At 41.7% G+C, this 24,688-nt stretch carries 20 protein-coding genes; all 20 read right to left on the bottom strand.

Annotated elements, in window-relative coordinates:
• Positions 1-2: 2 nt before the first annotated feature.
• Complete coding sequence (locus tag J4N43_RS19265; RefSeq protein ID WP_025767717.1) at positions 3-1,136, bottom strand: exonuclease SbcCD subunit D; 1,134 nt, start codon at positions 1,134-1,136, stop codon at positions 3-5.
• Positions 1,137-1,497: 361 nt separating this feature from the next.
• Positions 1,498-2,337 carry a hypothetical protein gene (locus J4N43_RS19260; RefSeq protein WP_025767716.1) on the bottom strand — a complete coding sequence of 280 codons (840 nt, stop codon included), beginning with the start codon at positions 2,335-2,337 and terminating at the stop codon, positions 1,498-1,500.
• A complete protein-coding gene (locus J4N43_RS19255) occupies positions 2,338-2,628 on the bottom strand; it encodes a PAAR domain-containing protein (RefSeq protein ID WP_005375969.1) in 291 nt (96 codons plus the stop codon).
• An 11-nt stretch (positions 2,629-2,639) separates the two neighbouring features.
• Entirely contained in the window at positions 2,640-4,475 is a 1,836-nt protein-coding gene (gene tssI / locus J4N43_RS19250; RefSeq protein ID WP_053349933.1) for a type VI secretion system tip protein TssI/VgrG, read from the bottom strand.
• A gap of 49 nt (positions 4,476-4,524) precedes the next feature.
• Positions 4,525-5,004 (bottom strand): Hcp family type VI secretion system effector, encoded by a 480-nt coding sequence (locus J4N43_RS19245; protein WP_005375967.1) that lies wholly within the window; start codon positions 5,002-5,004, stop codon positions 4,525-4,527.
• Between the two features lie 208 nt (positions 5,005-5,212).
• Complete coding sequence (gene tssH / locus J4N43_RS19240; protein WP_053349934.1) at positions 5,213-7,780, bottom strand: type VI secretion system ATPase TssH; 2,568 nt, start codon at positions 7,778-7,780, stop codon at positions 5,213-5,215.
• Between the two features lie 10 nt (positions 7,781-7,790).
• Positions 7,791-8,756 (bottom strand): type VI secretion system baseplate subunit TssG, encoded by a 966-nt coding sequence (gene tssG / locus J4N43_RS19235; protein WP_053349935.1) that lies wholly within the window; start codon positions 8,754-8,756, stop codon positions 7,791-7,793.
• Complete coding sequence (tssF, locus tag J4N43_RS19230; protein ID WP_053349936.1) at positions 8,753-10,576, bottom strand: type VI secretion system baseplate subunit TssF; 1,824 nt, start codon at positions 10,574-10,576, stop codon at positions 8,753-8,755. The genes tssG and tssF overlap by 4 nt, the downstream gene beginning before the upstream one ends.
• Positions 10,573-11,037, bottom strand: coding sequence for a type VI secretion system baseplate subunit TssE (gene tssE / locus J4N43_RS19225; RefSeq protein ID WP_017635621.1), 465 nt, complete (start codon positions 11,035-11,037; stop codon positions 10,573-10,575). The genes tssF and tssE overlap by 4 nt, the downstream gene beginning before the upstream one ends.
• A 16-nt stretch (positions 11,038-11,053) precedes the next feature.
• Complete coding sequence (locus J4N43_RS19220) at positions 11,054-11,839, bottom strand: type VI secretion system accessory protein TagJ (RefSeq protein WP_062730968.1); 786 nt, start codon at positions 11,837-11,839, stop codon at positions 11,054-11,056.
• Positions 11,840-11,849: 10 nt separating this feature from the next.
• Complete coding sequence (gene tssC, locus J4N43_RS19215; protein ID WP_053349938.1) at positions 11,850-13,361, bottom strand: type VI secretion system contractile sheath large subunit; 1,512 nt, start codon at positions 13,359-13,361, stop codon at positions 11,850-11,852.
• Positions 13,362-13,413: 52 nt separating this feature from the next.
• On the bottom strand, positions 13,414-14,907 hold the full coding sequence (gene tssC, locus J4N43_RS19210; RefSeq protein ID WP_005375950.1) for a type VI secretion system contractile sheath large subunit: 1,494 nt from the start codon (positions 14,905-14,907) through the stop codon (positions 13,414-13,416).
• On the bottom strand, positions 14,907-15,437 hold the full coding sequence (gene tssB, locus J4N43_RS19205) for a type VI secretion system contractile sheath small subunit (protein ID WP_005387524.1): 531 nt from the start codon (positions 15,435-15,437) through the stop codon (positions 14,907-14,909). The genes tssC (J4N43_RS19210) and tssB overlap by 1 nt, the downstream gene beginning before the upstream one ends.
• Before the next feature lie 15 nt (positions 15,438-15,452).
• Entirely contained in the window at positions 15,453-16,568 is a 1,116-nt protein-coding gene (gene tssA, locus J4N43_RS19200) for a type VI secretion system protein TssA (RefSeq protein ID WP_053307735.1), read from the bottom strand.
• Positions 16,561-17,355: a PP2C family protein-serine/threonine phosphatase gene (locus tag J4N43_RS19195; RefSeq protein WP_005375947.1), complete on the bottom strand. Its 795-nt coding sequence runs from the start codon at positions 17,353-17,355 to the stop codon at positions 16,561-16,563. Before J4N43_RS19195 ends, tssA begins: the two co-directional genes overlap by 8 nt.
• A gap of 9 nt (positions 17,356-17,364) precedes the next feature.
• Positions 17,365-18,060, bottom strand: coding sequence for a type VI secretion system-associated protein TagF (tagF, locus tag J4N43_RS19190; RefSeq protein WP_053349939.1), 696 nt, complete (start codon positions 18,058-18,060; stop codon positions 17,365-17,367).
• Positions 18,042-21,560, bottom strand: a complete 3,519-nt coding sequence (tssM, locus tag J4N43_RS19185) for a type VI secretion system membrane subunit TssM (protein WP_062730966.1) — start codon at positions 21,558-21,560, stop codon at positions 18,042-18,044. Before tssM ends, tagF begins: the two co-directional genes overlap by 19 nt.
• 16 nt (positions 21,561-21,576) lie before the next feature.
• Positions 21,577-22,869, bottom strand: a complete 1,293-nt coding sequence (gene tssL / locus J4N43_RS19180) for a type VI secretion system protein TssL, long form (RefSeq protein WP_053307737.1) — start codon at positions 22,867-22,869, stop codon at positions 21,577-21,579.
• Between the two features lie 11 nt (positions 22,870-22,880).
• The gene (gene tssK, locus J4N43_RS19175) at positions 22,881-24,206 is read right to left on the bottom strand and encodes a type VI secretion system baseplate subunit TssK (protein WP_080276943.1); all 1,326 of its coding nucleotides are present in this window, start codon (positions 24,204-24,206) and stop codon (positions 22,881-22,883) included.
• A gap of 21 nt (positions 24,207-24,227) precedes the next feature.
• The gene (gene tssJ / locus J4N43_RS19170; RefSeq protein ID WP_017820223.1) at positions 24,228-24,683 is read right to left on the bottom strand and encodes a type VI secretion system lipoprotein TssJ; all 456 of its coding nucleotides are present in this window, start codon (positions 24,681-24,683) and stop codon (positions 24,228-24,230) included.
• Positions 24,684-24,688: the final 5 nt, after the last annotated feature.

The following is a 24,688-nucleotide window of genomic DNA, read 5'->3' as shown; positions in this document are numbered from 1 at the left end:
CCCTATTGCTGTGATAATTGCTTAATAATGTCAGTAACAGCTTGCTCTTGCTCTTTAGACAACTGGCTATCTTGCGCCTCAATAAAAAAATCTCGGAACATATCAATTTCGCTTCGCGCCAACTTTGCTTGCGCCATTTCCTGCTCTACCCCAATTAACATGCCAGGTTTCTCAAGGTGTAAAACGTTTGGATACACTGAACGAAGTTTTTCCATTGGGTTTAAAATCGCATGTTTATCCATCAAACGAACTAACAAATAATCTTCATTCTTAGGGTCTGTTTTGCCTTGATCAATAACTTTATCCAGCTCGCCCTCTACAATGCGCATTTCATGAGGAGCCGTAAGATCAATATGCTCTGCAGAAACAAATCCTTTCTTGTCCAGTTCAACTAACGTGAAACCTTTTCTCTGGTTCTGTTCACCAAAGCTATACTTCATGAGTGAGCCAGAGTAGCGGATATGCTCTGCGCCTTTCTTTTGAGGCTGATGCAAATGACCAAGTGCGACGTAGTCAAAATCTAAGAAGTGTTCATGACTCACGCGATCAGAGCCACCAATAGATAATGGTCGTTCAGAGTCTGACTCGATGGCCCCATCAACAAAACAATGACTCACGAGCACGCGCTTTTGCGTAGAGATAAAGCGCTCTTTAATTTGCTCAACAAGCAATTGATGAGCCTCATCATGAGTGGATACCGAGGCTTTGTAGGCAAACCTGACCTGTTCAGGGTCGTTATAAGGCATACCATAAAACGCGACCTCATCCGCAGAGTCCGTTTTTATGATGATGGGAGTGAGCATATCTTCAAAGTTGCTAACAATATGGAGACCTGCATTTTTCATTTGCTCTGAGCCGAAACCTAACCTTTCTGCACCATCATGGTTGCCAGATATCAATATCATTGGTGTTTCTAACTCGGTACAAATGCGTTTCACGACTCGATTTAACAGTTCTATTGCAACCGTTGGTGGCACCGAACGGTCATAGATATCTCCCGCCACTACAACTGCATCGACGGGGTTGCGTTCAATATAGTTAATCAGTTGTTCGAGTACTGCTTGTTGATCTTCGAGTAGTGATACGTTGTGGAATTGTCGACCAAGATGCCAATCTGAGGTGTGGATAAACTTCATTCGAATTCACTTTCCGCCAATTCTATGAGTAGGCTTGCTTCTGTCAGAGTCCATGTACCGTTTATAAAAAGGAATGCGTCACGGGTGGGATCTCGAACAAGCCAAAACTCAAGTTATTTTATTTCGGTAAGGATATCTTGAGTCGAACAGCTTTTCATGTGGTTTGTGTTCTATGGCTGGCTATTTAATCAGAAAGCGAGAAGAACACTGTAAAAACGCGGTGAGCAAAGCTATTTTGAAAAGCAAGCTGCGCCTAGTCATTGTCCAAACATCATTAAAGGGCCAGTTTCGAGTCAATCCCCCATAACATTTGCATCACTAAAACCTCAGCTACTACTAGAAGGAAAAGCAATAGCCAGACCTATTCACTACGCCAATTGTATATTACTCCTACCGCATAGCCATCTGACTCGATGTCCGCTTGCAACACGTGAAAGTCTGGGCAGGGGCTGCTTCTTTGAAGCTCATCAATCACTAACGCTTTTAAAACGCCGCCACATGCACCCAATCCGCCAAGTTTGATATCAACAAATTGATACTGAGTTTGATCGGTCACCCACGGAGACAAGAATTGCATTGAGTTTAACCATTGCGGTTCTTCCTTATTAACGGATAAATACAATTGACTGAGTGGATGTTCACAACTTACTCCTAATTGCTTAAACACCTTGTCCACGGCGATGCGTTGTTGTTTGGCATCTAAGTCAATTCGAACAACATCAGGCACAAGACCTGAATGTCGAAAAAAACACTTGGTTAAAATGATAGAGCTTTGAGGTTTGACATGCCCTTCTACATCACTCGTAACCTCTATAGCCAGTATCCAAGTCGCTTGCGTTTCATTAACTTCACGATTTATCCGATTTAGTGCCATCAAAAATGCAGCTTGGCCATAAGGATAAAAGTAAATTTCAGTATTGACAGTTTGGTCAACGAAAATAGAAAGCTCGCTTATCAATGCTTTAAGCAAGCTTTTGTCTACCGAAGAGGGTAAAAGAACACAGAGATTCCCTTTGATATCAGCTTGCTCAAGACTCTCGCGCTCAGAGCGCACGAGGCTTAATATATGCTCATCTATTGATTGAGCAAAGTCAGGGGGTCGGATTTCCTCGGACAATCTAAAAGAATCATCAGCTATCTCGCGAACGGTGTGTGAACGGCCATTAAAGGATAGAAGATGCGTTTGAAATGCGAGTGGCATCTAGCCTCCGATTAAAACCGTAGGCATACCAGATAGAATTTTGCCACCATGAGACGTTGAATCGCCGACTCTTGCGGCTGGTTTACCGTTGATTGTTACGCTAGAAGAACCTGCTGAGATACTATCCGGAGGACCGATACAAATAAGCTTGTCGCCTTGTCTTGCCGCAGGTATCCCGCCAATCGTTACGTTTGGTGAACCAACAACGACGGGACCACCGACATGCGGTATCTTTCCTGTTTTTTTAGGGCAAAGATGAAAGCTGCCCAAAATTGCGGCTGGTTTACCCACTTTAAATCACCTTAGTTCAATGAAATTTGCCCAGCTTTAAGAGCAATAGCTGAGCCGTTAATGGATATTTTATTACCTTTGATATTGATTTCTCCAGAGCTAGACATCTGAATAGAAGCACCACCTACTTTGATCTCGACGCTCTTTCCTGCATTAAAAGACAGTACTTCACCCGTTTCATTCGAAAAGTTTTTACCTACTTTCAAGCTCGCGTTCTGACCAACCTCTTGATTAACATCATTGGTCACTTTTTCGGTTTTACTGTTTTCAACAGCGATATCAACACAGTCTTCAACTAGCATTTGGAACAGTTTTTCAGCATGAAGATAAATGTGCTCTTCACCAGGCTTATCATCGAAGCGCAACTCATTAAAATTGGATGTACCTTTTTGTACAGAGCGTGATTTATAACCACTCTGAGAACTTTGCTCTGGTAAAGCGTAAGGAGGGAGTTGACTACCGTTATATAGTGACCCCGTAACGATTGGTTGATCAGGGTCTCCGTTAACAAACTCGACGATGACCTCTTGTCCGACTCTAGGGTGAAACACCGACCCCCATCCGTTACCTGCAATATTTTGCGCAACACGAATCCAACATGAACTATTTACATCGTATTTACCAACACGGTCCCAGTGAAACTGAACTTTGATACGGCCATGTTTGTCTATGTAAATTTCACCATCTTTGTTCCCCGTAACTACTGCGGTTTGCAAACCTTTCATCTGAGGTTTCGGGTAGTTAACTGAAGGACGCAGGATTGTCTTTGAGTCAACACAACTAAACGAGACTTTGACACCTTGCGCACCGGTCCCACCTTGACCAGTCTGGTTATAAACAGCAGCAGACAAAAAAACAGAAGACAGTACATATTCTTTGCCGACTCGAGATTTATCTTCATGCTTTTTAAACTTGAAGCACTTGCCCACACTGAATGTTCTGCACGTAGCCTCGCCACGACACAAATATGCATTTTGCTGTAGTGCTTCTATTGCATGCGTGTTTCTCAGTGCGTATTGATCATTGCTCTCCATTTCACCCATGTATTCAAAATACTCGCTTCCAGGTACTGTAAAAAAATCACTTTCACCCTTTGCAGCATTTTTAGGATTCGAAGAAGGCTTGAGCATGTTATAGCCTGACTTTTGACTCGCTTTAGTAGTCAGAATTTGCGTTTCATGCCAAGAAGAAATGTGGCTAGATTTCGCCGTACCTGTATCAAAATCGACTAAAAACTCAGTACCCGGCTTATAAAAACTGATGTCATCAAAAATATTGAGCGTATGGGCAGACTTAGTATGTGTAAAACAAAATGATAGCCCCTCCTCCGATAACAGACGTCGAACAAATTCAAGATCTGATTCTTCATATTGTACTTTGTATGTGTATTTAGGATAGGACTTGGTTAACTCAAAACTAAAGGCAACACTATGCTCCGATAGTACTTCAGAGATAATTTCCTTTATATCTTTATGCTGAAATATTCTGCAATTTTTTCGATATTCAGCGAAACGTAATTTAGGCTCTATTAATAATTCTATGTTTTTATAATTTTCGCCTTTATGTGTATTAGAAACCCTTTTCCCTTCTAATCTTGCAGCAGAAACATAACCATGCATATAACGAGGATTTGAAGAAACATCCTCATTATTTTCAAGGGTAATGGTAACTTCCTTACCAATAATTTCGTTTAATTCACTTCGTTGATCATTAAAGTAAGCTTTAGCACGCAATGAAAAAAGTTCTGAGATCTCTTCTCTATACTCAAACGAGTTTAGTATGATGGCATCTTTACCGAATGGCGAAGAAATTCGGATGAAATTGTTATCTTGAGTTGCTCTTTTCATTAAATACTTCTTTCAAAAAAATGCGGAGGAATACTCCCCCGCATGAAAATTACATTTGTTGACCTTTAACACCACTGTAGCCGTATACCAATGGAGCAGAAGTGTTGTTCTTATCGTCAGTAGGAGTCACTGTCATCATCATTTCTGTGTAAGAAATTGTGATAGTTTCAACTGGACGATCGTCTTGGATAGAAACTGAGTAGTTAGAAATCATCGCATCAGTCAGTTCGATCTTCATGATCTCTTCAACCTTCTCACCCTGCTTAGTAATATGGAAAACCGCTGGTTTACCTTTACCAATCGTCGCTTCTTTAAATAAGTCAGGAGAAGAACGGTCTTGAAGTTTAGTGATAGTCAAATCATATAGACGAGTAGCGCTCGCTTCACGGTCCATCGCTGTACCAGTGTATGATGAGATCTCACGACCTACACTCCAATCTACAGATAGTAGTGTAATCAAATCTTTGTATTGCTCGGCTGTTGCCTCACCCTTAATATCTGCGTATTTAAGATACGTATTAGACTGCATGCTAATCTCCTATAGCATTATTAATTGACATATATCGTAATAATTTAATTATCTGACGTTTGGTGATAATTAGTGATTAATGTATCAAAAACTTCATTTTAAATACGCCCTGTTATATCTTTAAATAAGATTTAATTTAAGCGTTTTTTATAAAAAATAATAGTTAATATGAACCAACTCCCAATTATTATTGAGAGTGTAAAGGATGTTAAACTATTGAGACATCAAGTCCACTAGTTGTACCTTTAACAATAATTTCATCAAACGTCTTATCATTAAGAATTGCATGCAATATTTCATGAGAAATCTTCGGAAGCAATGTATTTTCTATGGTTGTTTGTACCACACGCGCACCACTCCCAGACTCATTGCTATTGTCTACAATATCATTAATTAGTTCCTCATCAAAAAACAGGTCAGCGTTATAGTGCTTACGAATACGAGTCGTAATTTTATCCAACTTTAATTTTGTTATTTCTATCAATACTTTTCTTGATAGAGGCAAATAAGGTAATACATTCACACGCCCTAAAAATGCTGGTTTAAAGTCAACCAACAAATCATCGCGTAAAGCATCTTTTAGTGCTGACGGCTCAGGAGCTAAATCAGGATCAGAATACAAAGACATCGTCGTTTCGGTCCCTGTGTTCGCGGTCATAATAATAATAGTGTTTTTAAAGTCTATATCTCTACCTTCACCGTCTTTAATTGAGCCTTTATCAAATACCTGATAAAAAATATCTTGAACACCAGGGTGCGCTTTTTCCATTTCATCGAGGAGAATTACACTATAAGGTTTACGTCTAACAGCTTCAGTCAGTACACCTCCTTCTCCATAACCGACATAACCAGGAGGAGAACCTAATAGCAATGAGACTTTATGCTCTTCCTTAAATTCCGACATATTGATAGTCGTGACATTTTCTTCACTACCATACACTTTCTCTGCAATCGCCAAAGCCGATTCGGTTTTACCCACTCCGCTTGGTCCGGTTAGGAGAAATACACCATTTGGTCGTGTCTCATCCGTGAGCTGCGCACTCGCGGTTTTTATCACTTCAGACATGAGCTCTAAAGCGTGATCCTGCCCGACAACTCGCTTACACAAACTTTCTTTCAAACCCAATACTGCTTGGATTTCATCATCCTGAAGTTTACCCAGCGGTATACCGGTCCAATCCGAAATAACTTCTGCGATTAGCGCTTCATTTACATGCGAAAAAACTAACGGCTGTGAGTTAGCGGAAAGGTTATTTTCAAGCTCTTGTAACTTGTCTCTAGCAGTTTCAGAACCCTCCTGGATTATTTGGGTTCTAAGTGACTTAGCTTCACTTACCCATTCTTTTTCTTTTTCCCAAAGTACCTCTAATTCAATAATGTCATTAGATAGCGCATCAATCTCTTTTCGGACACCTTGGAGCTGCACATCAAGAGATGCTCCTAATCGATTCTCTTGGCTAAGATGCTCATACTCAGCTTGCTTTGCTTTAAGTTTATTTCTTTTCGCATCTAGGCCTCCCGGTGTAGATGACTGACTTAACGCAACTCGAGAGCAGGCCGTATCCAAAACAGAAACCGCTTTATCTGGCAGTTGACGACCATTAATGTATCGAGCTGAGAGTTGGACCGCTGCATTGAGAGCTTGGTTAGTGATATGAACATCGTGGTGTTGTGCCATTACATCAAGTAAGCCTCGTAACATTTCGATCGCGAGTTCAGGGGCAGGCTCATCAACCTTTACGACTTGAAAACGCCTAGTTAAAGCTGCATCTTTTTCAAAATACTTTTTATACTCTGCCCACGTTGTTGCTGCGATCGTTCTGAGTTCACCTCTCGCTAATGCTGGCTTCAGAATATTCGCCGCATCACCTTGGCCCGCTTGCCCACCACCGCCAATTAGGCCATGAGCTTCATCAATGAACAATATAATAGGCTGTGGAGCGTCGTTTACTTCCTTAACAAGGTTCTTAAGCCTGTTTTCAAACTCACCTTTCATGCCTGCGCCGGCTTGCAGTAACGCCAAATCCAGAGACTTAATTGCCACATTTTGCAGAGCGGGAGGTACATCGCCATCAATGATCTTTTGCGCCAAACCTTCAACAACGGCTGTTTTTCCAACACCAGCTTCTCCCGTAAGAATCGGGTTGTTTTGTCGGCGTCTTAATAAAATATCGATCATTAGGCGAATTTCATTATCTCTACCAATCACCGGATCTATTTTACCTTCCCTAGCTTGCTCAGTAAGGTCTGTTGTAAATTGATTCAAGGCGGAATTCGCGTTTGACTGCGCTAAGTCATTCGATCTTGATTGAGGCGCATTACTTTCTTTAAAGTTCAATAAGCGAGATGGTTCTATCTTGTTTAGTTCAGGACTAATCGAACCAGCCATGTTGACTAACGTATCATCAGACAAGTAGGCAAATAAAAGATGGATGCACCCCAACTGTTCTTGATTGAATTCAATGGTTGCAGATAACAAAGCATTTTGCATAACAGTCACCGTATGAGCTGATAGCCCAGGCACCGACTGGCATCCTGTTTTGTATTTTTCTAATGCCTTTTGAATATCGGTTTCAATCTTGATTTTATCGACATCAAATTCGTCAAAAACTTCAGAGTAAATATCGTCAGGATGGCGGATAATCATCATTAACCAGTGAGACATTTCAATACTGTGATGAGTTCGGGAGCTTGCCATCGCAGCTGCCTGTTCAAGTGTTTCCTTAGCCTGAGGAGACAATCTTTCGACCAACGCTGAAAGTGAGAGTGAAGCCATTACATTTCCTTTAAATAGTAATTGTTATAGTTCGATCTTTTGTACGTTCGTGTTTTTTAAGCACAGAACCAATACCTAACTGCCCCTGCTGTTTCGATAAACAAGCTTGTGGTAGCAAACTATGTTTGGTGGTGAGCTGCCACTTCAGTTGTTTATGTTTTCCAATCAACTCATAAGCAGCGTTCTTAATGATTGCTATATTGGGTTGGTTAGGAAGCAATTTACTAACTAGCTGTTTATCTTTTGGCAGAAATTCTATTGTTGTCCCCGCGTTGATATTCCATGCTTTCGAACCCAAAGAAGCTCCTAAACCAAGTTGAGCAAACTGCCCTTCAGGCATAGTTCGGGATGCAAGGCGTGTTTGCTCTTCTTTCGTAAGGTGTAACCATTGTCCTTGAAATTCATGAACTTTTACTTGGCATCCAGATAAACATTCAAGAATACTTTTTAGTCCACCTTTACTTCTCATTGGTGAAGCAAACACACCACCATAGTGCCGGGACAGTGAACTCCCTTCCCCAGTTAATGCCGATTTACAGCTTTCTAACGGCGAACGCGCGCCCTGCGCATGCGCACGAGACTGAACAGTCAGCTGACTCAGTTGCCAACATCGATAATAAAGAGATAATAAGCGATGATTGAAAATATCGTAGAAGTCCACCATAGCCGTATCGCCTTCTTTTTGGCGATGTAAAGCTAATTCACTATAGTGCTGGGGAAGCACACCTTGCTCACCCGTTAGGCCAATTAAATTGGTCTCAATCTCTAACTTGTTGTCATCTATATTTTTCAGTTCACAAAGCTGAGCATTTTCAAAACCTAATGATGGATTAACCTTTAAGTTTAGCTTTTCATGCTTCGGTAACGCATCTGTTCCTATTTGCGCCTCTGCTTGCAGAACTTCGTGTTCAATAAGATGAATCGCTTCAAACAATGGATGTTGCTTTAATTCTCGATAAAACTGTTCCGCGCTCATAGCAACACCTTATCGCCAGTTAATGCGGGCCATACGTGGAAAGACTTTCCCGTGGACTTAAGTCTTATTTCTAACTGCGTAAAAATGTTAATTTCAGCATATTGCGAGAAGTAAACAGATAAAACACTACCTAAGAGAAAGATCTGCTCTTTAGGTAAAATTTGATCAGAAACCGTCAAAATAATTTTTATACCGTGCGCAAATCCAACTTTACCTTTCTGACTAATTCTTCCTGTAGTAGGCTCAAACTCTAACTTAGTTAAAGCATCGATTACCGCTTTCGTTTCTGCTGTCCCAGAAAATGCATAGAGATTAAGGGTCTGCTTCAAAGTTGCTAAACCATCTTCCTCGGTAAAATGGTTTAAAGTTAAAAGCTTAGTTAACTGCCATCGTGTGCTTTCATCCATTTCTGGCCGAATGGTTTCTGATAAAGAAACTAAACAACGAACAGATTCGAAATTGTCATTTACCTCCGGTAAAGATACTTGCGGCAGCCCACCTCCAAATGGAAGTTTCTGCGCTAAGTTGCGGTTACAGCACTCAGCTTCCACGTACATTAACCAGTTTTCCCGGCTATCCGGGCTGAACAATTGATGTTTTTTATCAACAAAAGAAATGTAAGTTTCTCTACCTGGCTCATCATACCCACCAGCCCAGTTCTTATCCTCACGTCTCATCAACCAATAAATCTCACTAGTGTTCGTATAATGCGTGTGCTCACCAGCGTGATAACATGGCAAATTGTGGTACGTTTTGTTCCAGTTTCTCAACGTTACGTCAGAAATTGAGACAACCTCATTACTTTCAGCTTCTTGGTATTGTGGAGACAAGTGGTAATCGTATTCAGTTGGTAGAATACGCTTAGGCTCCATAATACTTTTAAATAAGTTGATTACAGGCACACAACCTACCATTAAGCTTTCTTCGTCCACTTGCTTTGGAAGCCAGTCATCGTTGGTATCAAAGTAAAAATACAGCTCGACTTGCTCTCCAAGATCTAGCTCAGATAATCCAAGTTCGGTGATATCAAAGAACATAAACTTCTCAGGAAAGTGCAAATACTCAACAAGTAATCTTGCTCCTGAAAAGCTTCTTTTACTGTATGGCACAACTTTCTCATCTTCTGAAAATCCTACTTCAGAAAGATGTCTTTGGGTTAAAGGACGAACTTCTTTGCCATCCACAACAACAGATAAACCAATTAGGTTTTGAAACAGCATTTGGTAGAGCTTAAAAGTCAATTGAGATTGACCGTTTAAATAGAAGCGCAGCCGTTCTATCCCCATTTCACCAAGAGGAGTCTCTTCATCTTGAGCCGTGAGCTGTACTTTCAAAACTGAATGAGCATTGCTTTCCCATCGTGAGCCAACTGGCTTGAAAGGCGCATTTTTAAAAACGCCAGAGGTCACATCAACAGGATACATTCTGACCGGATAACAAGTTCTAAACTCGCATTCATGATATCCAGTAGCACCGATAACAACTCGCTCGCCTTCTTCTACATCAAAATAAGAGGAAGTGGAGTTAGAACAGCTCATTTTAATGACTGACATTGACGGGATTGGGGCGTGAAAATCCGGATATAACTGTCCCATCAAAGACTCTGTAAACTGAGGGTAACTATTGTCTAAGCTTTGTCTAATCCTTGCTGTTAGAAATGCGCAGCCTTCTAACAATCTTTCTACGTGTGGATCGTCAACCTGTTCCTCACTAATACGAAGTCTCGCGGCAATCTTGGGATACTGCTCACCAAACTCTTGCCCTTTGTGACGCAAATAAGCTAACTCGCGATTATAGTACTTGAGAAACTCTTCACTCATTTTGCTCTACTCAGTTTCATACCTAAATTTACCGGCTCTACTTCAGAATTGAATCGCACTTCATGAATACTGTTATCAATTAAGCAAGTGGCATTTATCTGTAACCTCAATACCCTATCAATAGCGTTTTTCTCGTCCGAAATCTGGACATGAGGGTTCCTTAACCTCGGCTCAAACTCTTTAATTGCATCATGAACGATGTCGCAAAGCTGATTCTGCCCTTCTTGGCTGCTATAGGGCATTGAGGAAAAATCTGGCAGCCCATAGTTCAATATTGAATAACGAACCTCTAGAAGATCATCAGGAATATTTTTCCATCCAATACGACTATTCAGCATCGACTCTAGATCTCTAAGTAAGCTGCTCAACATCTGTTGCTGGCTTGCAGGGAAGTCTTTCTCATCTCGAGTGAGAGGATCACTATCTATCAATTTGTCGAGCAGAGAAACGGTTAACGACATGATATTTCTACGCTATTTATTTCTGTTCTAATAATGTAGTCAAATCACAGATTGGAAGCGCTGAGTCATCGACTAACCAACATTTTTGACCCAAGCCAACAAAAGATTCTTGCTCACCAATCTGCTTCCAATCCGTTTCTCGACCTAACTTTTGCGCATCGGTCTCTGAGTCAACATATGTCAACGGCATATGGCCTTCGCCTTCACCAAGTCCATCGATATCAAACTCGACAGGTCGCCAAATACTCTCTAACAAAGAAGTAGGTGCTTTAACTTCTAGCGTATGGATGCTCGATATGGGTACAAGAAAATAGTTACCTGCTGTAGAAAACAGTTCAATGTAACCACCTAAACGATCATCAATATCTCTAGCATCTTCGTAGTTTGTGCCGTTTACGTTAAACCCTTTAATAGTACGATGCTCTTCAATGCGATGCGATAGACGTGACGCTTCTTCGTACTCTTGATTTCCGAGAGCAAGATTAAATCGAACAAGCTCTTTAGTTAATTCCTCATCACCTAATACTTTGGCACTAGCCGCACCATTGATAAAATCTTTTCTAGCTTGAGCTGCTTTCACTAAATGTCGTAGCTGACTTGCACCAGGCAGATACTCAGGAAACAATTTAATCGATTGCATGAGCTGAGCGTCCGCACGCTCGAAGTCACCATCAATGCACAGAAGCTCAATGAAGGAACTTCTCAAGCTCGCATCTTTAGGTGTTGCTTTAATTTCATCAATTAATTGCTCTAGAGCGTGTTGCAATAGGCCTTGGGACAAAGCATTTTTCCATTGAGTCATTGTTATTTCCTTACACCATGTGCTCTGGTGATAATTCGGTAATTAATTTAATGCTAGATACCATTTGATCGAGTTGAAAATGCGGTCGCAAATGGATAACTGAGTAATAATGTCCAGGAGTTTCTCTTTTCTCTCGAACTGTAATTTTCGCTTCATTTAGGGGGTATTTAGCTCGAAGCTCATCAGACGCTTCATCTGATGCGGTAGTGTACTGATGTAACCAGCGTTGAAAGTCACGCTCTAGGCTTTCTGCGTCTTGATACCCACCAATTTTGTCACGCCCCATAACCTTGAGATAATGTGCGACTCGCGATACACACAATGTGTATTGCAACATCGATGTCAGTTTTGCATTCGTTGAAATATGCTTTTCTGCGTATTGTTTGGGCTTGTAGAGAGATACATTCGAGGTCATCCCCACCATATCGGTCTCAGGTATTGGAGAAATAGAAATAAAACCGCACTCAGACAATTCTTGTTCTTTTCTCTCAGAGATTTTCAAGTTTAACGGACATCTTTCACGATCATTCTTGCCATTAACACGCATCTTGCTCCTTGTAGGAGCGACGATAATACCCTGACTGTAATCGCCTTGTTTAATCCCTCGCATATGCGTGAACCAACCATGTTCCTGAAATGCTCTAATTGATACGGCAGCAAAACAGTACGCACTACTCCCCCATAGCAAATCTCGGTTGGAGTCGTAGATGTGTTCTTGAAAATTGAATTTATCATTCCGCGAGCCATCACTTTTGTATGGCTGACGGAACAAGACGTTAGGTGCAGTCAAACCAATAAATTTAGCGTCATCGTTGTCTCTCAAACTACGCCACTTTGCATAATCTTCCTGTTCAAATTGGGCCGCTATATCTCTTATCGCAGAGAGTTGAGCGAAACTATCAACACCAAACATCTCTGGCGATGCAGACATGATAAATGGGCTGAATGCTGCAGCTGCAGACTGAGAGATCTTACTCAACACAGACAGATCTCTATCAAAATAATTTTTACTAGGATCACAGCGAAGCTGATAATCTCCAACCACCACACCAAAGGGTTCTCCCCCTGCCATCCCATATTCATTTTGATAGAGCAACTTAAATAGTGCTGATTGGTCAAACTCGATGGCTTTTAAAGCATCTTTACTGATTTCATTCCATGTCGCCGTTAAAACCTTAACTTTTACAGAATCCGATGAATGAGAATCAACCTGTTCACATAAATACCTAACTCCAACCCACCCCCTTTCGAGCTGTTGAAACTCAGGATGATGTAATATTTCATTTAGTTGAGATTCTAATAGCTCATCAATGCGGTTAATTGTGTTCATCACACTATGACGAAAGCTGTCCAAATCTCTTGAACGTGTACCTTCTAGCCAAATTCGCGCTGACGATACAAGATCAGAAGATTCATTGAATCGAGTCAACCACGGGCTATCAAGTTCAGCGTAGCCTCCGGTACTGAACTCATGTTTTAGCTTGCTAGGGTCGCGAAAGTTAAGTGACACTGCTAATTCCATCTAGAACATAAAGATTGGTCATGGCTGGCCTTTCGACCAGCCAATTCGTTTCTTATCCACCTGACTGAGGGATCTTGGCCACAAGTCGCAAAGATGTCGTCAGTTCTTCCATTTGCAACCAAGGTTTCAGCCATGCTACGGCATTGTAAGAACCAGGTGCGCCAGGAATTTCCTTAACCTGAACACGAGCGTCTGCTAGAGGGTATTTCGCTCTGATCTCTTGACCACCGCCTTCAGAAGCATTGACGTAACCTAGGATCCAGCGGTTCAGCCAAGACTCAACGTCTTCTGCTTCCATAAAGCTACCAATTTTATCTCGAGCCATTACTTTCAAATAATGCGCAAAACGAGATGTTGCCATCATATAAGGTAGGCGGGCAGAAATAGCCGCATTGGCCGTTGCTTCAGGGGATTCATGGTTCGCTGGTTTTTGACAGGTTTGCGCACCAAAGAACACTGCATAGTTGGTGTTTTTGTAGTGACAAAGCGGTAAGAAACCAAGCTTACCAAGCTCCGCCTCACGTCTGTCGGTAATACCAATCTCTGTTGGGCACTTCATATCAGGGTCGCCATCATCACTCATGAAGAAATGCGTTGGCAAGTTATCCACTCGACCGCCGCCTTCTGCACCACGGATGGCAGTACAAAATCCATATTTTGAAAATGCGTCAGTTAACTTAACACCAAGAACATACGAAGAGTTCATCCAACAGTAGTCGTTATGTTCAGCGTTAACAGCAATACCTGAAACAGGATCTACTTCGAACTCTTCAAACCCAAACTCTTCGACTGGAGCGGTAGCTTGTCCGTATGGCAAACGAGCAAGGACTTTTGGCATCGTCAGACTAACGAAGCGCGAATCGGCACTCTCGCGGAACGAACGCCATTGGGCGTATTCTAGTGATTCAAATACCTTATCTAGGTCGCGTGGTTTTGACAGCTCAGTCCACTCATCAAAGCCGAATAGTGCTGGTGAAGCCGCGGACAAGAATGGAGAGAAGCCAGAAGCCGCTACATTTGACATTAGGCGTAACGACTCAATATCTTCTGGGTGGTTGGTAAACTCATAGTCTCCAATCAATGCACCATACGGTTCACCACCAGCACTACCAAACTCAGACTCGTAAACCTTTTTAAAGATCTGGCTTTGATCAAACTCAACAGCTTTGCTCAAGTCTTTATGTAGCTCTTTCTTGGTCATACTCATCATGCGAACTTTCAGAGTAGAGCTGGTCTCTGAATTCATCACTAGATAATTTAAGCCGCGCCAAGAACCTTCGAGTTTCTGTAATTCTGGGTGATGCATTACTTCAGACAACTGATCAGAAATCTGCCTATCGAGCAAATTAATCGCTTCACGAAAAGTTACTGTTAGGTTTTTGTTCCAAGTAACTGTCCCTTTCATTGCTTCTTCAGCGAGCGTTTTAATCAGCTCCTCAGCACGAGAAGCTTCGGTCTGCTTAGTCGCACCAATAGCTTGATCTAAGAATGAAGTTGTCTGTTCATTAACTGTTGGATCTAACTGTTTTTCAGCTTCAGTCGTCATTATTCCGCTCCTTCAGTACTGTCTGACTTCGCTTTCTTGTCAAGATCTAACTCGCCTGCAAGTCTTGCCAGATTGTCCGTATTGTTCAAAACATCCTCTAGGATATTTTCAAGCTCTTCTGAGCGGTCAACTTTTGTCATCAAATCACGCAGTTTATTACGCGTTTCCATCAATTGGCGTAGTGGATCAACTTGATTTACGATCGCAGCAGGCTCAAAGTCTTGCATTGATTTAAAGTTTAAATCGACCTCAAACTGTGAATCGTCATTCGCAAGCTTATTCGCAACTTTAAACTTCACCGATGGATTCATTTTTTTGAGTACATCGTCAAAGTTATCTCGATCGATCTGAATAAAACGGCGGTCTTTTAATGGCTTCAACGCTTCTGTGTTTTGACCAGCGAAATCACCCATTACACCTACAACAAAAGGCAGTTCTTTCTTAAGAGTTGTACCTTCAGTTTCAACATCATAGGTAATGTGGACACGAGGCTTCCGTACTCGTGATAGTTTCGAGTGGATACTCGTCATACCATTCTCCCTTTATTAATTTTCATTTTGTTCTGCTATGCCAACCAAACGGAAGTAGCTTTTCTTTGCATCCCCGTCGGAGATAAGTTCCGCCAGTAACTCCGGCAGAGGCATCCCACACCAACGAATGATCTGTTCGATGGAGTAAGAAACTGGTGAGTGAGGTTCACTCTCTCGGAAGAAATCAGCTACTTGCTGCAATTGTCTAATTGCCTGCTCTCGTGATTTCATGTTTGTCGCTAATAATGCATCACAACTTTGTGAACTTAACGGTTGTTCAGAAGAAGATTCATCAAGATCCTCTAGCTCTTCAAACACGGCTTGTGGTTGATTGAAACGATCTCCTAGAAGGTGCTTTAATGCCGAGTGTATTGATTCGAGTCTTTTTGATATATAAGAGCTAGGAGTCACATCACCGACCGCTTCGTCTAATCGCTGACTGAATTCATTAAATGATTCTGTAGCGAACTCCAAATCCGTGATTAATTCTTGATAAAACGTATCAGAAGTCGACTTAACCGTAGTTATAATTTCAGATAGCTCAACAGCCCCAAGCTCGACTCGATTTCGGCGCTTATCTTCGTCTAAGCGCTCAAGCTCTATAGCTTGCTGATATTCCCAATAGGCATAAGCTTGCTCCACGCCTAAGTCAGTCAATGGTATACAAGCAATTGGAAAAATAAGTGTTCCTTCACTATCGATACCATTGAGGCCAATAATCGCCGATATTCTTGTCTCAATACCATCTTCATCAGGCATTGGGTACAGATCATCCCAAAAGTTCTCAATTAAACTGGTTGCGAGTTTGTAGCCAACGCCCATACCACGAAAACCATACAATCGAGTTAGGGCTTCTATAAGCCAGGCAACAAATTCCAAATCTTTAGACTGATTCGTGAGTATTTCTGGGACATCTTCAATAAATACTCGCCATAAATTACTGTGGGTATAGATACTTTCTTCTTCTATAAGAGCATTACGTTCAGCGTTGCGGGCGGCCATACGCTGATCTTTCAACCGATAGTAAGCAGACTGTGGTGATACATCCTCTCTAGGATCAATACCTGTAGGATTTTCTTGAGATATAGGAGCCAACGCTTGTTCATACCAATCAAACATTTCATTACTCATAAGCTCTCCCTCTTAGAAAGACAGGTATCGTCGCGTCTTCTCTAGTTACTGTTTCGCACTCCGTTTGCGCTTGGCGAACTTTGATCAAAGCACAAGTTACGTTATCACTTGCGCCCCGAACCAAAGCCGAATGCATGAGCGCTAATCCAGCTTGGTTGACTGAGTCTGCATACAATGTCCGATGAATTTCATCACTCGTAAGTTCCTTAGAGAGTCCATCGCTACAGAGTAGAAACTGATCGCCGTCAGCCAACTGCCCTGAAACTTGATCAATAGTGACACTTTCGTCGACCCCAACAGCTCTGGTAATAACATTTGCAAGAGGGTGCGATTCGGCATCTTCAAATGCCAATAAGCCCTGATCCACTAAGTCCATGACTTGACTATGATCACGTGTTTTTTGGACAAAATTACCACTTCTAAGCTGGTAAATTCGGCTATCACCCACCCAAAGACAGTGGTAATACCCATCCTGAATAAACAACAAAACAAGTGTTGTTCCCATCGTTTTACCGTCTAAGTGATTTTGTGCGTATTGGTAAATTTCTAAGTTCGCTTCTTGAACCACTCTTCGGATATCATCGATATTAGTATTGGAGACATCCTGCATGTGGCGCGCGACTCTATCCACTAGCATCTGGCTTGCTATATCGCCAGCACTGTGTCCACCCATTCCATCGGCAACCACCCAAATATGCTGTTCTGTCATATCCAACAGAGCATCCTCGTTATAAGGGCGTACTTTTCCTGCGTGCGATTTAGCAAAGGTAAAATAGTTCCAATTCATTCTTCTATCCTACCAATTCCACTTTTTCCAGCCGCCATCAAGCATGGCTGAAAACTGACCAATTGAAGGAAATCCACTCGTAATGAACATGCATGGTTCAACCTTCGTTGAACCTTCAGTCCACCAAAAACATGGTTTACTCAATTTTTCTTTAATGAAGTAATTCAAAAGCGTGTTTTGATCAGTATTGCCGTGATCATGAAAAACTGTAGATATTTGGCTTTGATAAAGAAACTCCAGAGGCCTCACTTCACTTGTTACATTCGCAACGAGGTCATTTTTTTCTTGAGTACTCTTATGCCAAACATCAAAGACAAAGTCGTCCTCAAGTACTGAAAGAGCAAGAGCTGCACTGTCCTCGGTCCAAGCTCTGTCACCCCAATATTGCGCAGCTTCACCTTTTACGGCACGAGCTATAGTAAAGAAAAAGTATCTACCGCATGCATCAACACTAGGAATCATGCTACCAATGTAGGTTGAGTCTTCTAAATAGCTAATATCCAAAGCAAAGTGCCACACAGGAGCCGTTAAAAAGTGCTCATTCCAGCTTTCACCCAGTTGTTCCCTGCTGACTGCAATAACCGCTTGTTGCCAATCATGCCAACGCTCCGAGAAATTTTGTGATAAACCATCTTTCACAAAGTCCCCTTTTGCAGGCATTTTACCGATATAACCCCAGCCTGATGTTATAAGGTTCGTGGACATCTGAACCTCTCCATTTCATTTGACCAAAACGGATTAATGGCACTAGAAGGAATAAGCTCTAGTTGCACCTTATTTCCCTTTAAATCAATCATAACTATATTGTCTTTACGCGATTCTGGCCTTGCTTTAAGTGATTGATCCAAAAGCTTGAATATGCCCCACTCACCTTCATAGGTATGCGCAATTTCGCGTTTAGATTCAGGTGGTGTGAACACAATTCGAGTCTGATCTTGACCGGCAGGCCAACTCAACGATTTAGCTCTTGCTGGTCCATGCTTATAAACCAAATCTTGTCCACCCAACTCTAAGACAAATCGAGTAATGTGCTGGTCTAGATAAACAGGCTTCATCCCAAACTCTACGCGTAAGGAATTATCGGATTCAAAGAAAGACTGCCTGATACGTTGCGCTCTTTGAAAGACCATTAGTGTTTCTGGACGAACTCCAATTTCTTTTTCTAATCGCCAACGACTTTTCGAAGTATCCACAAACGGTTCGAGGTATTCTTGGAAGAATGCGTCAAGCGTACCTCCATAACCAAAGAATCGCTTAAAGTCTTTCAATCTAACTTCTCTGCTCGCGTTGGGCTCGAATGGATATCTGCCAGCAATAGTCCGCTGATAAGGGCGGACCACCTGTGTTACCCAAAGTTGATTTAGATGATCCTTCGAACCGCTCTCCGCAAACTTAACCGACTCTTGAGAAAGCTCACCTAGCCATTGATTAAATGGTCTCGGCAAAAGTTCTTTAGCACGAGCAAAGGAAGCTGCGACATCTTGTGTAACGGTTCCATCTAAAATACTTTTGTAGGCAATTTTCTGATTGTTACCAGAGCTTGATAAGTCACTTAAATACGAACGCAAGTTAACCATTGCTTGTTGAATATCATCAAAGTCTTGCTCACCAAGGCGTAAGATCTCTGAAAAATGCGATTCGACTTCTTTACCTGGCAGAGCAACATTGAAACCGTTTTCTTCAGGTAAATACATGTCTAGTCTATCTGCCGTATTTGAAAACTTAACTTTGGCAACTTTACCAACAACTTCAGAAGCGGCTTTTTGATTTTCTGACAATGATACTTTTGATAGAGCAACCTCTTTTTGGATTGCTCTCAACAAAGATTCGATTGGTCTTTCAACTCCAGATAAAACCCTCGCTTGCTCTGTCGCAAGTTCTAGGCTCGGAGCCTGCTTCAATTGAATATCTTCGATCAACGTTTTCCATTCATTAACATAATCTTGATAGTATCGAGACTGAACGCCTTGGATGGCACTATCTTGATCAATTTCATGGGCCTTAAGATCGTCACCATAAACCCAGTTCTCTTCCATTAGGCTTTTTACTGTACGGTTGATCTGAATCTGAAAAATGCTATGAAAACCATTGTACGTGTAGAAGCCCGAAATGCCTTGTGATAGCGGTTTTCCACTCGCTCGCTCGAACTGCTCAAGCCCTTTGGGTCCCAATACATCAGTCAAGCGAAATGAAGGTACATGACTCTTAGAAAATTGTATTTTCATTCGCTGATAAGCACGTTCAGGTAGAGACATTTGAGTCAACACTTCTCGAGCACTCGTCACAGCAGCAGTGTTGTAAGTAAAGCCTTGTCCATCGTTGCCTAATAAATATTGAGTGTGCTGTAGCAAGCGTCTTCTTAAGTCTACGTTTAGCTCACCCGGATATTGACGTTCGAAATAAAAGTTAAACCAAGCCAACACTTCATCTTGTTGATATTTGTCTGGATTGAATAACATCAAATACGTTTTTAACGTTTCGTACAAATACTCACGATGCTGTTGATTGCTCTCCATTTCTGACACCAGGCTATCAAGAAGCAAAGGGGCGTAATATTGGGTCAAAGCATCAGAATATGCATTGCTTGCCGCCTGAGATACTTTGTCTCCTTGATAGAGACCAAACCTCTTTACAGAGTCGGCATCACCGTAGTTGCTTTGCTTTCCGAGAGGAAGCGTCATCAACCTATCTAATGTTTCTACAGCTGAAACAATATCCGCTTCAAAATCTAAACTTTGAGCGCCAATCATTGCATCAATATGGCTAGCTTGTTCATTGGTGTCGACAATTAACCGTGAGTTCCACTTATAACTCATAAACCAAAGCGCAGAAGCTCCTAGCAGTAGCGTTGTACATCCAATATAAACACCTCGACGCATCCAACCTGACTGCTTTTGATAGTGACGATTAACTGTTCCTAACAGTTGCTCTTTGAAAATAACCTTGTCAAAAAGATTCTTTACGAAATAACTATGAGAACCAGTCTGACTCTTTGCTAGAGCTAAACGATTTAACCCAAGTCCATTGGTTGATTCATTCATCAGCTTATCGACTGGTAAGCCTTCTTGAACCGAACTCAACATAAACACACCACGAATCAAGGCAGGCTCTTCAAAACTGTTTTGTGCAAAAATTTCAGCTAAAAACTCGTCAAGATTAGCTTGTAGCACTCTTAATTGCTTTGGAAATTCAAAGATAAGCGCGCGTTTATCTAAATCGTCCTCTGTTTCAAGTATTCTAAGCATACGGGCATCAAGGCGCTCCAACATGCCATGAAATTCTTTGTTGAATAGAGAAATAACGCCTCTTTCATCATCCACTTCACGAGGGAACATGAAACCAAATAATTCCTCTCGCTCTTCCTTACTTAAATCGGCAAAGAACTCATTGAAACCGGCAACTAAATCCATTTTGGTGAGCAATACGTAAATCGGAAACTGCATGCCTAACTGGTTTTTCAGTTCTTGAAGTCTCGACTTAATTGCTCGAGCATGAAGACTTCGCTCGGTTCGAGTCTGAGACATCACGCTGGCTAAGCTTATCGTAACAATCGCACCATTAATTGGTCTTTGCGTTCTATACTTTTTCAACAATCCTAAGAAACCATGCCACGCTTTAGAGTCGACCTTTTCTTGACTGTCTTGTGTCGTATACCGGCCAGCCGTATCTATAAGAACTGCTTTATTTGCAAACCACCAATCACAGTGGCGAGTGCCACCTACACCGGCAATAGAGTCAGAGCCAAGGCTGTCTCCTAATGGAAACTCTAACCCCGACTGCTTTAATACGGTTGTTTTCCCCGTTCCAGGAGGGCCAATCAATACATACCACGGTAAGTCATACAAACTTCTCTTGCCTTTGTGTGTTTTCGTCACTACTTTGACAGCTTGCTCAATACGCTCGCGCATTAAGTCAATTTCACTTGCCGCTTCTTTATCTGATTGGCTATCAACCTCAAGCAACGTTTGAATACTTTCGTCTTCTTTCACCTTCTGCTTATGCTGCTTGGTAACGTTAAATATCGCCCAAAGCAACACTAACACAAGAATAGTGACTAGCCGTTGAAAGTCACTCTTTAGGGGCTCATACCCCGCTATCGTAATAAGTGGACCAACAACCCAAATGAAAATAGAACAAGCAGCGACACCGATAAGACCGAGAAACCATCTTTGAGTAAATATTCTGCCAATTTCTTTAATACGCATCTCTATCTACCTATTATTAATTCGCGACAAGAAGGTCGATTTCAATCCGGCGGTTAATAGCTCGGTTTTCATCACTACTGTTTTCAACTAATGGTCTTGCATCCCCCAATCCCTCGGGTATCACTCGCCCTTCTAATGCACTATTCGAGATCAGTTGTTCAGACATAGCAGTGGCTCGAGCTAATGATAGGTGCCAGTTCGAGGGATATTTACTCGTGAAAATAGGCCTATCGTCGGTGTGACCAGTAACAATGATCTTGCCTTGGGTCGACTCCAATGTTCTCGCAAGCTTAGAAATAACGGGTTGGATGTAAGCGACAACATCAGCACTACCTGATTCAAATAGATCTTGAGACTTTAACGAAATTCTTACCCTGTCTTGCAGCGGCTCAACATTGATTAGCCCCTTACCGATCTCAGTTGCTAGATACATTGAAATCTTTTCTGCAATTGGCGCTGATTTTGATTCTGACGTTGCATCTTGGTTAAGTTGTTGCGGTTGAATCAAATTGACTAATTGAGAAAAGGTGCGATTGGATGCCTTATTTAGCTCATAGCTAAAATACATATATATGCAGACCAATAATGCCGCCGTTACAGAACATACAACCCAAAGAGGGGCTCTATCAGAAGCCTTTGAGCCATTCAAAATGTGTTGGTCGATACTATTACTTAGCTCCTGAGGGACTCCTCTCCCATAAGACTTAAGAGTAGCAATAACCTGTCTTCTCAATTTCCGGTGCGATTCCAGTCCATTTTTTTCTAAACGGTATTGACCCAGAAACCCGAGAGATAAGCACACATACATTAGTTCAAGCAAATCTAAGTTCGCATCTGGTTTCGCCATGCACTTATCAAGATGCTTAAAGAACGCTTCCCCACCTTGACTGCTAGCATAGAAGGAGCTGAGTAATGAATCGTGACTCCAGAATGAATGCCCACCCCAATTGGTGTTAAGGACAACTTCATCTAGTGAACAGCATAAACAATAACGAGCTGTATCAATGGTATCCAAATCAACGTCATGCTGACGTAATCGGTTCTCATAATCTCTAAGCTTTTGTGCCAATGTCTCTTTTAGAAACAACGGATCGGAATGAGTCGCTGTCGACCGAATTTGACCGATAATAGATAACAGGCCATTCGCCTCTGCTAGTAGAGAGTTATTCCCATAAGCGACCACTGAATCATTGTTCACCAATTCAGGGCTTTTTGAGATAACTACGGTATTATCCAGTGACTTTTCTGATTGTGGTTTCGATGCGGGTGCTCTTCCACCCGGTGTTGGTTTTACGATCGTTTGTTCCATACTGAGCGCGCCTATTGATTAATACTCCAAAGCTCAAGTTCAGCATTCGGAAAATGCCCTGATAGGTGAAGCGCAATACCGCCACTATCTTTTAGCCTCATCCAAAATGGCCCTTTCTTGACAACTTCGAAATAGACATAGCCCGTTTGGTAAGGAATCTGTCTCGGGACGACACTCAACGGCACTACGTTTATACCGTTGATCTGATTATTAATTAGATCGCGAATCTGTTCTGCGGGGCCAAACTTGAGTTGCGCTGGGACCAGGCGTCTTATTTCATCTGTTGTGGTATCTGCTTTAATTGCTAGCACAAATTGGCATGACTCAAGCAAGCGTTTATCTGGAAGTGGCGTCACTTGAATACCGTACTGGCGAGGCTCCAACGGAAGTTTGGTCGCAGTTTGGTCAAGAACAACACTGAGGTACTGACTGAGTATCTGATTCAACTCGCTATAGACACTTGATACATCTAAGTGATCATACGCAAGCAAACTTGGGACTCTTTTAGTTTTATTAGAAAAAGTGGCTAACTCACCAATGTAACCTTTAAGTGTCGTCGCTAATTCCAGTGGATGTAACCTATCTAACTCACTGAAATGCTTTAACTTAGCCTCATATCGGTTCAGCATTTGGAGCATAATGAAATCAACAGCAGATGCCGATGCAGATTTACCCTTAATCAAGCGCTGCGCAATAACGTCAGCACGCATCTTTGTCATCGCGATAACGTTACGTAGATAGGCTGACATAACTTTGTCGCTAAGGAGATTGATAAGCGGAGGAACGTACTCATCGTCTAGTATAACTTCCCCTTCAGGAGTTACCTCTTTGATCCTTAAGATAGGTAACTCCACATAACCCGCTAATTTGTCATTACTCGCTTTCAACTCTAGGTTAAGGGCTGCAACTTGGATGGTTTCCTCATCTTGTCCTGTAAGGTTATCTATCACGTCGATATCTTGAAGTACATAACGAGAGACGATCGATTCGCTTACATCCGAAACGTTTTTACCTGTAACACTTGAAAGAGGGAGAGTTATTTTTACTAACGTATTTTCAGTGTTTTTATCAATAAGTAGAGGCGAAACTGAATCGTTGGATATTAACGTATTAACCAACGTCATATCTGGCAAAACAGCTTCAAGATGCTCAAGTTCAATAAGACCATCTTTTAGCGCGTGTTTTTTTACTCGACATTTCCAAACTCCCCAATTGTAAGCCCCACCTAACTGATGTAAGCCCTTGAATTCTTGAGAGGTTGCGCGTTCTTGTTGTTGGAAGTGCTGGGGACGTAAAAACATTCCTTCGCACCAAGCCGTCTTGGAGTATTGCGTCATTTATAATTAGCCAACTAAACGTTATTTAACGACCAAAGACAGATCTTCTAACAATACTTGATATGTGTTGTAACCGGTCTTATCCACTTTAATGACTTGTCGCCAATTTGAGTTTTCAATATCTCGAAACGCGACGACAATGCCTAAATATTCTGTCTTTGGAGACATACTTGCTTGATATGTTTCTTTCTGACCTGGAGTTAATGAAACTTCATATTTATTCACTAAATCAGGTCCTAAGACTTTTTCACTTTCTTCATAAATAGAAAAAAAGTCCTGGCTTTCGAAAATGGTATTTGACGTTAATTCAAATACATACACCACTACAGGAGAAGGCCTGCCGTTTGAATCAGGATTAATGTTATGACTTGCTGCTATTTCTAAATCTGAGTATGGATCAACAACTAGGTTCGCTGCTGAGCACCCAAATAAAGCCATTGAAATTAATAACAAAATATATTGGTAAAACTTTTTCATCACCC

It is taken from the genome of Vibrio sp. SCSIO 43009 (assembly GCF_023716525.1).
Lineage (GTDB): Bacteria > Pseudomonadota > Gammaproteobacteria > Enterobacterales > Vibrionaceae > Vibrio > Vibrio alginolyticus.
This window is presented reverse-complemented; position numbering and strand designations above follow the sequence as displayed.